This is a genomic window from Acuticoccus kalidii (genome assembly GCF_021556395.1).
GTDB lineage: Bacteria > Pseudomonadota > Alphaproteobacteria > Rhizobiales > Amorphaceae > Acuticoccus > Acuticoccus kalidii.
Map to the genome: position 1 here is coordinate 632,533 of NZ_JAKGCS010000036.1, position 15,063 is coordinate 647,595.

Here is a 15,063-nt window from a genome sequence, read left to right on the forward strand (position 1 = left end):
ATCATGTCGTCCATTAACTTGAAGACGCCCGACCTGACTGAGTTGAAGCCGCGTATCATGGTGTTCGGCGTCGGCGGGGCGGGGTGCAACGCGGTCAACAACATGATCGAGGCCGGGCTCGCCGGCTGCGACTTTGTCGTGGCCAACACCGACGCTCAGTCGCTCAACCTCTCCAAGTCGGAGCGGGTCATCCAGATGGGCATCGCCGTGACCGAAGGTCTCGGCGCAGGCTCGCAGCCGGATGTCGGCCGTGCCGCCGCCGAGGAGGTGATCGACGAGATCGCCGACCATCTGTCCGGCTCGCACATGGTGTTCATCACCGCCGGTATGGGCGGTGGCACCGGCACCGGCTCGGCCCCCGTCGTGGCGCGGGTGGCGCGCGACCAGGGTATACTAACGGTCGGTGTCGTGACGCGTCCCTTCCAGTTTGAAGGCGCGCGTCGGGCCAAGCTCGCCGATGCCGGCATCGAAGAGCTCGCCCAGCACGTCGACACGCTGATCGTGATCCCGAACCAGAACCTGTTCCGGATCGCGAACGCGCAGACCACCTTCGCCGACGCCTTCGCGATGGCGGACCAGGTGCTCTATTCGGGCGTTGCCTGCATCACCGACCTGATGGTCAAGGAAGGTCTCATCAACCTCGACTTCGCCGACGTGCGCTCCGTGATGCGCAACATGGGCAAGGCGATGATGGGCACGGGCGAAGCGTCCGGCGAGGGCCGCGCCCTCCAGGCCGCCGAGGCCGCCATCTCCAACCCGCTCCTCGACGAGACCTCGATGAAGGGCGCCCGCGGCCTTCTCGTCTCCGTCGTCGGCGGCAAGGACCTCACCCTCTTCGAGGTGGACGAGGCGACGACCCGCATCCGCGAGGAAGTCGACGACGACGCCAACATCATCTTCGGCGCGACGTTCGACGATTCGCTCGAGGGCGTGATCCGCGTCTCCGTCGTCGCGACGGGCATCGATCAGGACCCGGCGGGCATCGAGTCGGAGCCGGAAGACACCCGCGTCGTCTCCTTCGCCGATCGCACCGCGAAGAAGACCGAGGCGGCACCGGGCACGGCCGTCGCGCTGGCCGATCCGGGTGAAGCGGCGATTGCCGCGGTCGCGGCCGGTCTCGAAGACTTCGAGGCCGATCTCGAGCCGGTCGAGCAGGCCGAGGTCTACGACGACGAGGACCTCATCGCCGCCGAGCTGCCGGAGGATGACGACCTCCACGACGCACCGCCGATCGCGGCCGAGGCGCCCGTCGCCCGTCCGCGTCAGCCCGACGCCTACGACTATCACGAGGCCGACGGCCGTCGTCCGATGGGTCTCCTGCGCCGGATCGCGAGCGGTCTGTCCCGCCGCGACGAGGAGGAGGAGGAAGAGTTCGAGCAGGTCGAGCCGCGCGCCGCGCGTCGTCGCGCTGCCCAGGGCCGTCTCCCGGCGCCGCAGCGTGAAGAGCGTCGCCGTCTTCCCGCACCGAGCGACGAGCGTTACATGGACGAAGCGTCCGACGAGGCCCCCGCGCCCCGCCGCGCCCGTCCGAAACCGGAAGTCGCCCAGCGTCGTCCGCGTCAGGGTGAGGGCGAGCCCGCCTCGCGCACCCGTCCCGCGGCCCGGCAGCTCGACGACGATCAGCTGGAGATCCCGGCATTCCTGCGTCGTCAGGCAAACTGATCGAAGCCCATAGGCTTCGCGAGCCGATCGAGCTCAAAGGCGTCGGCGTCCATTCGGGCGCCGGCGTTTCGCTTGTTGTGGGTCCTGGCGAGGACGGTATCGTCTTCCGCCGGGCCGACACCGGCGGCACCGTTCGCGCCGACTGGCGCAACGTCGCGGCAACCCGGCTGCAGACCGTCGTGCAGGAGAACGGCGCGGCGGTGAAGACGATCGAACATCTGATGTCGGCGCTCGCGGCGTTCGGCGTGCGCGATGCGACGGTGTCGATCGACGGGCCCGAAGTTCCCATCATGGACGGCAGCGCCGCGCCCTTTGTCGAGGCGATCCGCCCGGCGATCGAGCCGGCCCCGGCGGGCGAGGCGATCCGCGTGATGCGGCCGGTCGCGGTGCGCTCGCGCGATGCGTTCGCCGCCTTCCTTCCCTTCGACGGTCGCCGGTTCGATGTCTGCATCGACTTTCCGGACGCGATCATCGGCGTCCAGCGCCTCGCGTTCGATCTCACGGCCGAGGGGTTCGCGCGGGAGATCGCGCCGGCGCGCACCTTCGGCCGGCTGCGCGATGTCGAGATGCTTCACCGCAAGGGATTTGCGAAGGGCGCCTCGCTCGAGAATGCCGTCGCGGTCGACGGGGCGACGGTCGCCAATCCCGAGGGGCTGCGCTTCCCGGACGAGTTCGTGCGTCACAAGCTGCTCGACGCGATCGGCGACACGGCGCTCGCGGGAAAACCGATCCTCGGCCTTTATCGGAGCCACAAAGGCGGACACCGCTTGAACTACGAGCTGTTACGCGCTTTGTTCGCCGACGCGGAAAACGTTCAAATTGTTGCTTAATTGAAACAGTTTTGACTGCGACTTATTGACGACAATCCGGAAGGCCCGCCCTCCGTTGGCGCTGGCTTCGCACGCTGGTATGAGGTTGGGCTGTAAGAGTTGGAGTTGGTCCTATGCTGAAGCGGTATGCTCGGCCGATTGCGGTCGTCGCCTTGCTGGCCCTTGGCGCCTGCGGCAACAAGATTGTCGAGGTGGAATTCGAGGATACGCCGGCCGATCAGCTCTACAATGAAGGCCTCGTTCTCATGAACGCGGGCGACTATCGCACCGCGATGGTGAAGTTCGAGGAGGTGGACCGGCTCCACCCGCACACCGATTTCGGTCGCAAGAGCCAGGTGATGCTCGCCTTCGCGAGCTACTCGCGCGGCAACTATCAGGACGCGATCAACGCGGGGCAGCGCTTCCTCTCGCTCTACCCGAACCACCCGGACGCGGCTTACGCCCAGTACATCATCGCGAACTCCTATTATAAGCAAGTTCCGGATGTGACGCGCGATCAGGATCAGACGGAGCGGGCGCTCAACGCGTACAAGACGCTGATCGAGAAGTATCCCGATTCCGAGTATGCCGAAGACGCACGCAACAAGATCCAAGCGACGACGGATCAGCTTGCGGGCAAGGAAATGGAAGTCGGCCGCTACTATCTGGAGCGGAACGACAATCTCGCCGCCATCAACCGCTTCCGTGTCGTGGTCGAGAAATACCAGACGACGCGCCACGTCGAAGAGGCTCTGTTCCGGCTCACCGAATCCTATTATGCGATGGGCCTGACGCAGGAGGCGCAGACGGCGGCGGCGGTGCTGGGGCACAACTTCCCGCAAAGCCGTTGGTATCGCGACGCCTATTCGCTGTTGCAGTCGGGCGGGTACGAGCCGAGCGAGACGACGACGAGCTGGATCAGCAAGGCGTTCAAGGGCTTCGATCTGCTCTAGGCGGCGACTCGACTTGGCGGGCGAGCCCGCGATGGCTGTGCCACTGCATCATGGATGAACGAAGGGCAGGCCCGCTTGCGTGCGACGCAGGCGGTGCCGGAAGGATCAGGCGCGCGTGCTCTCACGGCTTTCTGTCCGCAATATCGTACTGATCGACGCGCTCGATCTCTCCTTCGAGACCGGCTTCACCGTGCTCACCGGCGAGACCGGTGCGGGCAAATCCATCCTTCTCGACGCCCTGTCCCTCGCGCTCGGCGCGAAGGCGGACGGCAATCTCGTCCGCACGGGCGAGGCGTCGGGCTCGATCGCCGCGACGTTCAATGTCGCACCGAACCATCCGGCCTTCGCCATTCTCGATGAAGCGGGCATCGCGCGCGACGACGCGCTGATCGTCCGCCGGGTGCAGAACGCCGACGGCAAGGCGCGCGCGTTCGTCAACGACCAGCCGGTGAGCGTCGGACTGTTGCGTCAGCTCGGTGCGCTGCTCGTCGAGGTGCACGGCCAACATGCCGACCGCAGTCTCGTCCAGGCATCGCACCATCGCCGATTGCTCGATGCCTTTGGCGGGCTCGCCGGCGAGGCGAGCCATGTCGCGCGCCTCTGGCAAAATCTCAAGGACGCCGAGGAGGCCCTCGCGGCGCACGAGGAAAAGCTCGCCGCCGCCCGCGAGGAGGCCGACTTCCTGCGCGCCGCCGTCGAGGAGCTCGAAGCGCTCGACCCCGAGCCCGGCGAGGAGGAGCGCCTCACCGCAGGACGTCAGTCGATGGCGGCGGCGGAGAAGGTCGCCGGCGATCTCAACGAGGCGGCCGGAAGCCTCGAGGGCTCGCGTTCGCCGATCCCCACCCTTGCCGGCGTTCTGCGCAAATTGGAGCGCAAGCGGGAAGGGGCGGAGGAGCAGCTCAACCCGGTGATGGACGCGCTATCGGTCGCGCTCGACGCGCTCGAAGAGGCGCGCAGCACGATCGCCGAGGCGCAGCGCTCGCTCGATTTCGATCCCCAACAGCTGGAAGGCCTCGAGGAGCGCCTCTTCGCCCTCCGCGCCGCTTCGCGCAAATTCAAGACACCGGTCGACGATCTCGCCGACCTCGCCGCCCGCATGGCCGACGAACTCACCGACCTCGACGCCGGCGAGGCACGGCGCGATCTCCTCGCCGGGGAGGTCGCGAAGACCGAGCGGGCCTATCGCGAGGCGGCCGCGGCGCTGTCGGAGCGGCGTCAGGCGACGGCGGGCACTCTCGAGGCGGCGGTCGCGGCCGAACTCGGCCCGCTGAAGCTCGACAAGGCGACCTTCATGGTGCGCCACGAAACCGCGGCGCCCGGCCCCGAAGGGGTCGATCAGATCGCCTTCTGGGTTCAGACCAATCCGGGCTCGCCGCCGGGTCCGATCATGAAGGTGGCGTCGGGCGGCGAGCTGTCGCGTTTCCTTCTCGCCCTCAAGGTTTGCCTCGCCGACAAAGGCTCGGCCTCGACGCTGATCTTCGACGAGATCGACACCGGCGTCGGCGGCGCGGTCTCGGATGCGATCGGCGTGCGCATGGCCCGTCTCGCCGACGCGGTCCAGGTGGTGTCGATCACCCACGCCCCGCAGGTCGCCGCGCGGGCCAACCAACACCTCCTCATCGCCAAGACCCACACCAACGGCTCGACCACATCGACCAGCGTGCGGCCGCTCGAAGGCAAGGAGCGCCGGGAGGAAATCGCCCGGATGCTCGCCGGCGCGACGATCACCGACGAGGCGCGCGCGGCGGCCGACAAACTGATCGGCGCATAAGCCGCCTTCGCCCCTTGCCGAGGGGAAAAATCGCGTATGGTCTCCCCCGATATGGCGGGCCTCGTGCCGATGTGGACGCATCGCGTTCGGCGCTCGCGCCCGAATGCGTAATTTCAGGCACGGGCATCTGACCGACACCGGCGATCGGATCGCCGTCGTGGAAACCGAGGGCTGAGGGGGAGGGACACCGTGGCCGACAAGAAGGCGTCCGATCGTCATGCCGCCCTCGCGGCCGAGATCGCCGAGCACGACAAGCGCTATTTCCAGGACGACAATCCGACGATCTCCGACGCGGACTATGACGCGCTCCGCCGCGAGCTCGAAGACCTCGAGTCCGACTTTCCCGAGCTCGCCGACGGTTCCATCACCTCCGGCATCGGCGCCGCGCCGTCGGGCGCCTTCGCGACGGTGGAGCATCCGGTGCCGATGCTCTCCCTCAACAAGGCGCTGACGGAGGAGGAGGTCGCCGATTTCATCACGCGTGTGCGCCGCTTCCTGCGCCTTGCCGCCGACGCGCCGCTGACCTTCACCGCCGAACCGAAGATCGACGGTCTGTCGATCAGCCTGCGGTACGAGAACCGCAAATTGGCCGTCGCCGCGACGCGGGGCGACGGGGCGACGGGCGAGAACGTCACCGCCAATGTCGCCTATGTCGCCGCGATCCCGCAGACGCTCGGCGAGGACGCGCCCGATCTCTTCGAGGTCCGCGGCGAGGTCTACATGACCCACGCCGATTTCGAGGCGCTGAATACCCGCCTTGTGGAAGAGGACAAGCGCCCCGTCGCGAACCCGCGCAATGCCGCCGCGGGTTCTCTGCGCCAGGTCGATGCGGCGAAGACCGGCGACCGGCCGCTCCAATTCTTCGCCTATGGTTGGGGCGAAGTGAGCGTTCTGCCGGCCGACACGCAGGAGGGGATGATCGCGGCGCTGAAGCGCTTCGGCCTCCCCGTCAATCCACTGACGCGCCATTGCGAGAGCCTCGAGGAGCTGATCGCCGCCTATCAGGCGATCGCGGCGGAGCGGGCCGGGCTCGCCTACGATATCGACGGCATGGTCTATAAAGTCGACCGGCTCGACCTTCAGGCCCGGCTCGGCGAGCGCGAGCGGCGTCCGCGTTGGGCGATCGCGCATAAATTTCCGGCCGAGCGGGCGATCACCGAGCTCGAGGCGATCGAGATCCAGGTCGGCCGCACCGGCGCGTTGACGCCGGTCGCGCGGCTCGTTCCGATCACCGTCGGCGGCGTCGTCGTGCGCAACGCGACGCTGCACAATGCCGACGAGATCGCCCGTCTCGACGTGCGGCCCGGCGATACGGTGGAGATCCAGCGCGCCGGCGACGTGATCCCGCAGGTGGTCAGCGTCCTCAAGGACAAGCGGCCGGAGGGCACCGAGCCGTACGTCTTCCCCGACAAATGCCCCGTGTGCGGCAGCCAGGTCGTCGCCGAGATGAACCCGCGTACCGGCCGGCCGGACGTGGTGCGTCGTTGCACCGGCGGTCTCGTCTGCGAGGCGCAGCAGGTGGAGCGGCTGAAGCACTTCGTGAGCCGCGCCGCGTTCGATATCGAGGGCCTCGGCGCCAAGCAGATCGCCGCTTTCCACGCGGCCGGCCTCATCAAGACGCCGGCCGATATCTTCACCCTCGCGCAGCGCGATGCGGCACGGCCGCAGGGCGAACGGCTCGTCAACCGCGAAGGCTATGGCGAGACGAGCGTTCAGAATCTCTTCAACTCGATCGAGAGCCGGCGCACGATTTCGCTGCGACGGGTCATCTACGCCCTCGGGATCCGGCGGGTGGGGGAGATCTCCTCGCGCGTTCTCGCGCTCCACTTCAAGACCTGGGACGCCTTCCGCGAGGCGATGCGCCTCCTCGCCATCGCGGCCGATGAGCGATCGACGCGAAACGAGGGGGTGGCGGCCGGAACGCCGCTCGACGACCTCCCCTCATGGAGCAAGGACGCCGAGGAGGGGCAGGGCGTGCGCGCCGAGCTCGCCGCGATCGACGGGCTCGGCGACGTGGTCGCCGACGCCTTGGAGGCGTTCTTCGGCGAACATCATAATGTTCAGGTGATCGACGATCTGTCGGCGGAAATCACCGTCGAGGACGAGGTCGCCCGCGCGGTCGATTCGCCGATCTCCGGCAAGTCGATCGTCTTCACCGGCTCACTCGAACAGATGACGCGCGACGAGGCGAAGGCGCGTGCCGAATCGCTCGGCGCGCGCGTGGTGGGGTCGATCTCGAAGAAGACGGATATCGTCGTCGCCGGTCCGGGCGCCGGCTCGAAGCTCGCCAAGGCGCAGTCGCTCGGCCTTGAAATCTGGGACGAGGAGACCTGGATGGAGCGCGCCAAGCACGCCTGACCGGCCGCGCCTCGGCGTGGCCGCCGCCGCGCGGATGCGCCGCTTTCGCTAGGCCGCGACGCCGGTGCGCAGCATCTTCGCCTCGCCCTGGAGTTCGGCGATGGCGTGGAGGAGGCTCATATCCTGCCCGTTCGCCTCGGAGACCACCTTGCGCACGTCCGGCGCGATGCGCGGCAGTCGGCCGAGACGGAAGGCGCGCGGGTCGATCGTCCCCCGCGCGAGGCCGAGTTGTTTGCCGAGCGCGTCCGCGAAGACGCGCGGGTGCGAGGGATGGCCGATCAGGAACGGCATCGTGCGCAGCGCTTCCATCGCATGGCCGGCGGACGGCGGCTTGTTCGCCGGGGTCAGCGTGCGGGTGAGGCCGTTGCACAGCATATGGCGGAACGGGTGATCTTCCTCGATCGCCTCGCGCAGGGTCAGCGTGTGCGGTACCTCGTGAAACGGGTGATCGGGGGTGCGGGCGGCATTTTCCCAGATGTGGACGGTGCGCGCGACCGGATCCGACAGCACCGTCATGAAGAGGCGGACGCCCTTGAGCCCGTCGGCCGCTGCGAGGCCGAACGGACCGCCGACGATCTTCGGCGAGCGGCCCGGCAGGCCCTCCCGCAGTTCCGCGAGGCGGATCGATCGACCGACCCAGGCGATGTCCGCCGCCGGCATCGCCGCGGTGAGCATGTCGAATAGGGAGCTGCCGGGGCCCATCGGGGCTTGCAGGAATACGATCACGCGGTGCTCTTCATTACAGCGTCTTCCAGGAAGGGCCGTCCAGCGACGAACCCGCCGTCGCACGCTGGACGCCGGATGGTGCATAGCGCGTGTGACAGGGCGACGGAAGCGACACGACCCCGCATTCGCCATTCGCGCCACGCGGGGCGATGGGCGATGCGCCTCGCGCGGCCGCTCGGTATGGGGTTTTCAACAGGTCGCGCCGACGCCCGAATCGCGCGGGAACAGGCCCGGCGTGCCTGGTATTTTCGCCGTGGCGAGGGGAGCCGGCCACGGCGAATATCGGGGAGGCCGGCCCGTGACCCGTGCGTGCCACGAAAGACATGCAATCTTCGTGTTGACTTTGGCGGCGCGTCACCACATACCCCGGAGCCACGGGGCCGTAGCTCAGTTGGGAGAGCGCTGCAATCGCACTGCAGAGGTCAGGGGTTCGAATCCCCTCGGCTCCACCAGCTAGCTGACAGCGGGGCGTCCTTCCCGTAGAGTTCGCGCCTGACCATCGGTGTGGGGAAGAATGCGCGAAATCTTCGATCTCAATGGCAAGCGCGTCTGGGTGGCCGGTCATCGTGGGATGGTTGGGCAGGGTATTTTACGCGCGCTCCAGAAGGAGGGCTGCGCGGACGTCTTGACGGTGCCGCGTACGGAACTCGACCTTCGCGACCGGGCTGCGGTCAAAGCCTGGATCGAGGCCAACAAACCCGACATCATTTTCGTGGCGGCGGCGCGCGTCGGCGGCATCCTCGCGAACGACACCTATCCGTCCGAATTCCTGTTCGACAATATCGAGATCGAAACCGCGATCATCCGCGGCGCGTTCGAGGCGGGCGTCGAACGGCTCGTCTTCCTCGGTTCGTCGTGCATCTATCCGAAGCACGCACCCCAGCCGATGCACGAGGACGCGCTGCTGACCGGCCCGCTCGAGCCGACGAACGAGTGGTATGCGATCGCCAAGATCGCCGGGATCAAGATGTGCCAGGCGCTGAAGAAGCAGTATGGCGCGCGTTATATCTCGGTGATGCCCACCAATCTCTACGGCCCCGGTGACAATTTCGATCTCCAGTCGAGCCACGTCATTCCGGCGCTGATGCGCAAGGCGCACGAGGCCAAGCTCACCGGCGCCGACCACATGATGCTCTGGGGCAGCGGCACGCCGCGCCGCGAGTTCATGCACGTCGACGATTGCGCCTCCGGCATCCTCTATGCCGCGAAATATTACGACGAGTTCGAGCATCTCAATATCGGTGTCGGCGAGGACGTGACCATCCGCGAGGTGGCCGAGATCGTCATGGACGTCGTCGGTTATGAAGGCCGTCTGGAGCTCGATTCGTCGAAGCCGGACGGGACACCGCGCAAGCTGATGGACGCCTCACGTCTGATGGCCCTCGGCTGGCGGCCGCAAATTGGTCTTCGCGACGGGCTCAAATCCACGTATGAGTGGTTTGTCGAGCACCATACGGCTGTCGCCTGATTCCATCGGATCTCTTTCATCTATGAGCATTACTGTCGCGACGGTCGCCCTCAACGCCGCTGACGACCTGCCGTTGACCTTGGAAAGTGTCATCGCGCAGGACCATGACGATCTCGAACTTCTCGTCGTCGACGGCAGCAGTTGGGACGAGTCTCACGAGATCCTCGAACTCTATCGCGATGATATCGACCGGCTTGAGATCATCGAAGACGCCGGCATCTTCGATGCGATGAACCGCGCGGCGGCGTTCGCTTCGAAAGAGTACATCCTCTTCCTCAATGCCGGCGATCGCTTCTACACCGAGCGCGCGCTGTCGAAGCTGTGGGAACGCCGTCGCGCGAGCGCCGACATCATCTACGGCAACCACATCTACCGCGACCGCGGCGTCGATCGGTTCGAGGCCTCGACCGATTTCCGGGAGCAGATGAAGATCCTGCGCAAAGGGAACATCTCGGGCAAATGGCTCTCCCGATTCCCCGCGCACCAGGCGACGATGACGCGCGTCTCGCTGCTCCTCAAAAAGCGCTACGACACCGCGCTGCGCATCTGCGCCGATCATGACTTTCTCTTGCGCGCGGTCCATGACGGAGCTGAGCCGCAATATATCGACGAGATCGTGTCCCATTATATGGGCGGCGGCTTCTCCGCCCAGCAGGGCGATCTGTGCCGGCTCGAATGGAACAATGTCTATCGGCGCTATTCGGAGCGGCCGGACCTCGTCGACCGCTTCTTCTACCGGAGCAATTCGCCGTTCGAGGGTCAGCGCTCGCTGATGTCCGGCGAGATCATCATGGGCCTGCAGCCCTCGAAGTCGGGGACCGAGCTGCCCGAGCTCGACGAGCCGTTCAAGTGGGTGACGGGCAGCGGCCTCCGCGTCGTCAGTCCCGAGCATCGGGGCGCCACGGCACTCCACGTCAGCGGCTTCAACCACATCGCGTCGCAGACGATCGAAGTCGTCGCCGACGGCAAGACGCTGGCGCGCGAGCGTGTGCCGACCGGCGCGTTCTCGATCGAGATCCGGTTCGATCGTCATATCGAGCCGTCGACCGCGATCGATCTCATTCCGACCGATTCGATCCGCCATCCCGAGTCGGCGATCATCGTCGCCTTCGCGTTGACCGAGCTTCGTTTCGAGTTCGAGGCGGAGATCACCCCGCGCCCGGTCGGGGATCCGATCTTCTTCAACGCGTCGACGGCGCACGAAACGGAGTCCTATCTCCTCGCCGGGTGGTGGTCGCCGGAGGGCACGCACATCTGGTCGAAGGGCGATGTGAGCGAGCTGCGCCTTTCCTCACTCGACACGGTGACGCGCCTCAACGTGCGCGCCCGCACCAACCCGGCCGTTCCGGGTCAGACATTGCAGATCACCGTGAACGGGACGGTGGTCGCGGAGAGCGGGCCAACTGCCGGCAACGAGTATCTGATCAGCGCGCCGGTGGGCGAGGTCTGGCGCGGCGGGGCCTACGCCAACCGCATCACGCTCCGCCCGTCGCGCGCGTCGAATGTCGGGGCGGATCACCGGGTTCTTGGCGTGTCCCTCGTGAGTGTGGAGCTCGGCTAATGGCATTCGTCCTCGTCGCCGACCAGGGAGCGGCCCGGTGAAGATCTGTTTCGTGGGCCACACTTTCCATGGCCGCACCAAGTCGAGCGCCTTCATGCAGGATGTCCTGCGCGACCTCGGCGACCTCACGGTGCTCGATTCCTCGCCCGAGGATGCCGGCATCTCCGACGATGCGATCATCGAGCACTATCGCAGCCACAGCTATGACCTGTGGGTGTTCTGGCAGACCGAATACGTCGCCGAACGATTGCTGCCGCTCGGCCTGCGCAACGCCGTCATCGCGCCGATGTATGACGGGGCGTGGGCGCGGCCGGACGCGTTCTTCCAGCAGTTCGTCGGCTGCCGTTTCGCGTCCTTCTCGCGCGAGCTGCACAAGCGCCTCTTGCAGCTCGATTGCCGTTCGGTGTGCTTCGAATATTGGCCGGAGGCCGGCGAGGCGATCGACCGGCCGTTCGCGCGCTCGACCTGGTCGGCCTTCTTCTGGGAGCGCCGGCCGCGCGAGATCCCGAACGCGCGTTCGGTGATCCAGCAGTGCCGCGCGCTGAGCATCGGCAAGCTGCACCTCCACGCCGCGCCCGACTTTGCGGACGAGGGCAAGGGCGCGCACGGCTACCGCTTCCGCGACAAGGTGAACGGTGTGTCCGTCTCGACGTCGAAGTGGTTCGACAACGCGGCCGACTATCACGCCGTGAGCACGACGCCGCTCTTCTACTTCGCGCCGCGCCTCACCGAGGGCATCGGCATGGCGACGCTCGAGGCGATGGCGCGCGGGCAGATCGTCGTCGCGCCGGACCGGCCGACGGCGAACCAGTATATCGGCCACATGTCGAGTGGCCTCCTCTATGATCCGGATCGCCCTTACGCGCTTCCGATGCTCGGCGAGGCGCAGGTCGAAGACTTGTCGCGCGCGGCGCGGCTGCGGGTAAAACGCGGACGCGAAGAGTGGGACCTCGACCGCGAACGATTGATCTCTTTTCTGACAGAAGATGGTCGTCGTTGGGCAACGACCGATATTTCTGCCCATTTCGGAAACAAGTTAAGACGAGCCGTTCGCGAAAGGCGCTTAAATCGTCGCAGATAACAATTTGGACACATCCTTCTCTGAAGTGTAGGCTAGTCACCAAAGGCCGAATCTATCATCTTGATCGGTGAAAGGTGCAGGCCTGCGCCATCCTTGCGCCTTCGAGCGGAGGATCCATGACATGAGCAATGCCGGCAAAGACGATGGTGTGACGCGTAAGCGCACCTCTGCCGCGAAGGCGACGAGTCCGATGACCACGAGCCCGAAGACGACGAGTTCCAAGACGTCGGCCGCCAAGACGTCCGGCGCGAAAGCGGCGAGCGCGAAAGCGCCGGCGAAGTCGAGCGCCAAGCCGGCCGCCACCGCGAAGACGCCCGCGAAGAAGAGCCCGGCCGAGAAGCCGGCCAAGGCAGCGCCCGCGAAGAGCGCAGCCGCGAAACCGGCGGCGACGAAGACGGCGACGGCCAAACCCGCCCCCTCCAAGCCCGCTACTTCGAAGTCCGCCCCAGCGAAGTCCGCTCCCGCGAAGTCGAAGCCGACGCCGAAGGCGAGCGCCGCCAAGGCCGAGCCCGCGACGGAGACGGCGGCCTCCGCGAAGCCCGCAGCGAAATCCGCTCCCGCGAAAGCGGCCGGCGCGAAGGCGGCGACGGCCTCGAAGGCCCCGGCCAAGAAAGCCCCCGCCAAGAGCACGAGCACCGCCAAGAAGGCGGCCGCATCGTCGACGGCGACAAAATCCCCCGCCAAGACGACACCCGCATCGACGGCGGCGACCAAGCCCACGGCCGAAAAGGCGGAACCCGCGAAGGCGCCGGCCAAGAAAGCGGCCGCGTCGAAGCCCGCCGCGAAGGCGCCGGCAAAGCAGGCGGCCGCGTCGACGACCGCCACGAAGTCTCCGGCGAAGAAGACGCCCGCGAAGACCACCAAGGCGCCCGCGAAAGCGGCGACCCCGGCGAAGGCCGAAACGACGTCCGCTCCGGCAAAGCCTGCCGCGAAGGCTCCGGCGAAGAAGGCGGCAGCGACGGCCGCGTCGGCGAGCGCGCCGGCCGAGGCCGCCGAACCCGCCAAGGCCGCGAAGCCGAAGGCGCCGGCGAAGAAGGCCGCCACCAGCAAGGCCGCATCGGCGCCGGCGAAAGCCGCCGCCAAGTCAGAGACCGCGACGGCCGAGGCGAAGGCGCCCGCGAAGACCGCGGCGAAAAAGGCGCCGGCGAAGTCCGCCGCCAAGCCGAAGACGGCCGCCAAATCCTCCAAGCCGAAATCGAGCTGATCGCCCTCAACGCCGGCACGTGATCGTGTCGGCGTTATGGCATGCGTTCGGCGTTTCGCCTGAACGCATGGGGGCGGACCGATTCGCGACGCGGTCGGTCTGAAGCTGGAACCCACTCACCGCCGGAACAGAAAAAAGCCTGCCGCATCGGATGACGCGGCAGGCTTTTTCCGTGAAGGAGAGACGCCCGAGGCGTCTCCGAGAGGCTGGTTAGGCCGCCATCTCTTTTTCGAGGCGCGCGGCGACGGAATCGAGGAAGCCCGTCGTCGATTCCCACGCCTGATCGGCGCCGACGAGGAGGGCGAGATCCTTTGTCATGTGGCCCGACTCGATCGCGCCGACCGTCGCCGTCTCGAGCGTTGCGGCGAACGCCTTGAGGTCGGCATTGTCGTCGAGCTTGGCGCGGTGGGCGAGGCCACGCGACCAGGCGAAGATCGAGGCGGTGGAGTTGGTGGAGGTCTCCTCGCCCTTCTGGTGCTGGCGGTAGTGGCGCGTCACCGTGCCGTGCGCGGCCTCGGCCTCGACGGTCTGTCCGTCCGGCGTCATCAGCACGGAGGTCATGAGGCCGAGCGAGCCGAAGCCCTGCGCGACGGTGTCGGACTGGACGTCGCCGTCATAGTTCTTACAGGCCCAGACATAGCCGCCGGACCACTTCATCGCGGAGGCGACCATGTCGTCGATCAGGCGGTGCTCGTAGACGAGGCCCTTCTTCTCGAAGTCGGCCTTGAACTCGGCTTCGTAGACCGCCTGGAAGATGTCCTTGAAGCGGCCGTCATAGGCCTTCAGGATCGTGTTCTTCGTGGACATGTAGACCGGGTAGCCGCGCATCAGGCCGTAGTTCATGGAGGCGCGGGCGAAGTCCTTGATCGACTCGTCGATATTGTACATCGACATCGCGACGCCCGGACCCTTGAACTCATAGACCTCGTGGGCCTCGGGCGAGCCGCCGTCCGGCGTGAAGGTGAGGGTCAGCTTGCCCGGGCCGGGAACCACGAAATCGGTGGCGCGGTACTGATCGCCGAAGGCGTGGCGGCCAATGATGATCGGCTGCGTCCAGCCCGGCACGAGGCGGGGGACGTTCTTGCAGATGATCGGCTCGCGGAAGATCACACCGCCGAGAATGTTGCGGATCGTTCCGTTGGGGGAACGCCACATTTTCTTCAGCTTGAACTCTTCGACGCGGGCCTCATCCGGCGTAATGGTGGCGCACTTGACGCCGACGCCGTGCTTCTTGATGGCGTTGGCGGCGTCGACGGTCACCTGATCGTCGGTGGCGTCGCGATGCTCGACGCCGAGATCGTAATATTCGAGCTGAATGTCGAGATAGGGGTGGATGAGCTTGTCTTTGATGTATGCCCAAATGATGCGGGTCATTTCATCCCCGTCCAATTCAACGACGGGATTCGCCACCTTGATCTTCGCCATTCCGGAACCTTGCGCGTGTTATGGATGGAAGTGCCGCGCCGGGCG

At 66.6% G+C, this 15,063-nt stretch carries 11 protein-coding genes and 1 tRNA gene; 9 read left to right on the top strand and 3 right to left on the bottom strand.

The features are described from left to right. The first annotated feature begins 3 nt into the window (after nucleotides 1-3). From ftsZ to ligA, 5 genes are all read left to right on the top strand, one after another. Entirely contained in the window at nucleotides 4-1,662 is a 1,659-nt protein-coding gene (gene ftsZ / locus L1787_RS23945; RefSeq protein ID WP_235711622.1) for a cell division protein FtsZ, read from the top strand. Next, the gene (gene lpxC, locus L1787_RS23950; RefSeq protein ID WP_369415137.1) at nucleotides 1,662-2,492 is read left to right on the top strand and encodes a UDP-3-O-acyl-N-acetylglucosamine deacetylase; all 831 of its coding nucleotides are present in this window, start codon (nucleotides 1,662-1,664) and stop codon (nucleotides 2,490-2,492) included. Before ftsZ ends, lpxC begins: the two co-directional genes overlap by 1 nt. A 113-nt stretch (nucleotides 2,493-2,605) precedes the next feature. Beyond that, the gene (locus tag L1787_RS23955) at nucleotides 2,606-3,424 is read left to right on the top strand and encodes an outer membrane protein assembly factor BamD (protein ID WP_235711623.1); all 819 of its coding nucleotides are present in this window, start codon (nucleotides 2,606-2,608) and stop codon (nucleotides 3,422-3,424) included. Between the two features lie 115 nt (nucleotides 3,425-3,539). Beyond that, complete coding sequence (gene recN / locus L1787_RS23960; RefSeq protein ID WP_235711624.1) at nucleotides 3,540-5,195, top strand: DNA repair protein RecN; 1,656 nt, start codon at nucleotides 3,540-3,542, stop codon at nucleotides 5,193-5,195. 189 nt (nucleotides 5,196-5,384) lie between these two features. Next, complete coding sequence (gene ligA, locus L1787_RS23965) at nucleotides 5,385-7,553, top strand: NAD-dependent DNA ligase LigA (RefSeq protein ID WP_235711625.1); 2,169 nt, start codon at nucleotides 5,385-5,387, stop codon at nucleotides 7,551-7,553. 48 nt (nucleotides 7,554-7,601) lie between these two features. On the opposite strand, the gene L1787_RS23970 is transcribed toward ligA, so the two are convergent. After that, nucleotides 7,602-8,279 carry a hypothetical protein gene (locus tag L1787_RS23970; RefSeq protein WP_235711626.1) on the bottom strand — a complete coding sequence of 226 codons (678 nt, stop codon included), beginning with the start codon at nucleotides 8,277-8,279 and terminating at the stop codon, nucleotides 7,602-7,604. 376 nt (nucleotides 8,280-8,655) lie between these two features. Between L1787_RS23970 and L1787_RS23975 the strand changes: the two genes are divergently transcribed. From L1787_RS23975 to L1787_RS23990, 4 genes are all read left to right on the top strand, one after another. Then, nucleotides 8,656-8,731 (top strand) — tRNA-Ala (locus L1787_RS23975). 71 nt (nucleotides 8,732-8,802) lie between these two features. Beyond that, entirely contained in the window at nucleotides 8,803-9,747 is a 945-nt protein-coding gene (fcl, locus tag L1787_RS23980; protein WP_369415138.1) for a GDP-L-fucose synthase, read from the top strand. 22 nt (nucleotides 9,748-9,769) lie between these two features. Further along, on the top strand, nucleotides 9,770-11,308 hold the full coding sequence (locus tag L1787_RS23985) for a glycosyltransferase (RefSeq protein ID WP_235711628.1): 1,539 nt from the start codon (nucleotides 9,770-9,772) through the stop codon (nucleotides 11,306-11,308). 37 nt (nucleotides 11,309-11,345) lie between these two features. After that, nucleotides 11,346-12,389, top strand: a complete 1,044-nt coding sequence (locus L1787_RS23990) for a glycosyltransferase (RefSeq protein WP_235711629.1) — start codon at nucleotides 11,346-11,348, stop codon at nucleotides 12,387-12,389. A 36-nt stretch (nucleotides 12,390-12,425) separates the two neighbouring features. Here L1787_RS23990 and L1787_RS23995 read toward each other — a convergent pair whose 3' ends face one another. Further along, on the bottom strand, nucleotides 12,426-13,577 hold the full coding sequence (locus L1787_RS23995; RefSeq protein ID WP_235711630.1) for a hypothetical protein: 1,152 nt from the start codon (nucleotides 13,575-13,577) through the stop codon (nucleotides 12,426-12,428). 226 nt (nucleotides 13,578-13,803) lie between these two features. Then, nucleotides 13,804-15,018, bottom strand: a complete 1,215-nt coding sequence (locus L1787_RS24000; RefSeq protein ID WP_235711631.1) for an NADP-dependent isocitrate dehydrogenase — start codon at nucleotides 15,016-15,018, stop codon at nucleotides 13,804-13,806. Between the last annotated feature and the right edge of the window lie 45 nt (nucleotides 15,019-15,063).

Excerpts from the sequence above, each read along its gene's own strand:
- ftsZ (WP_235711622.1), top strand. The coding sequence starts at position 4 with ATGTCGTCCATTAACTTGAAGACGCCCGACCTGACTGAGTTGAAGCCG.
- L1787_RS23985 (WP_235711628.1), top strand. The coding sequence starts at position 9,770 with ATGAGCATTACTGTCGCGACGGTCGCCCTCAACGCCGCTGACGACCTG.
- L1787_RS24000 (WP_235711631.1), bottom strand. The coding sequence starts at position 15,018 with ATGGCGAAGATCAAGGTGGCGAATCCCGTCGTTGAATTGGACGGGGAT.
- L1787_RS23955 (WP_235711623.1), top strand. The coding sequence starts at position 2,606 with ATGCTGAAGCGGTATGCTCGGCCGATTGCGGTCGTCGCCTTGCTGGCC.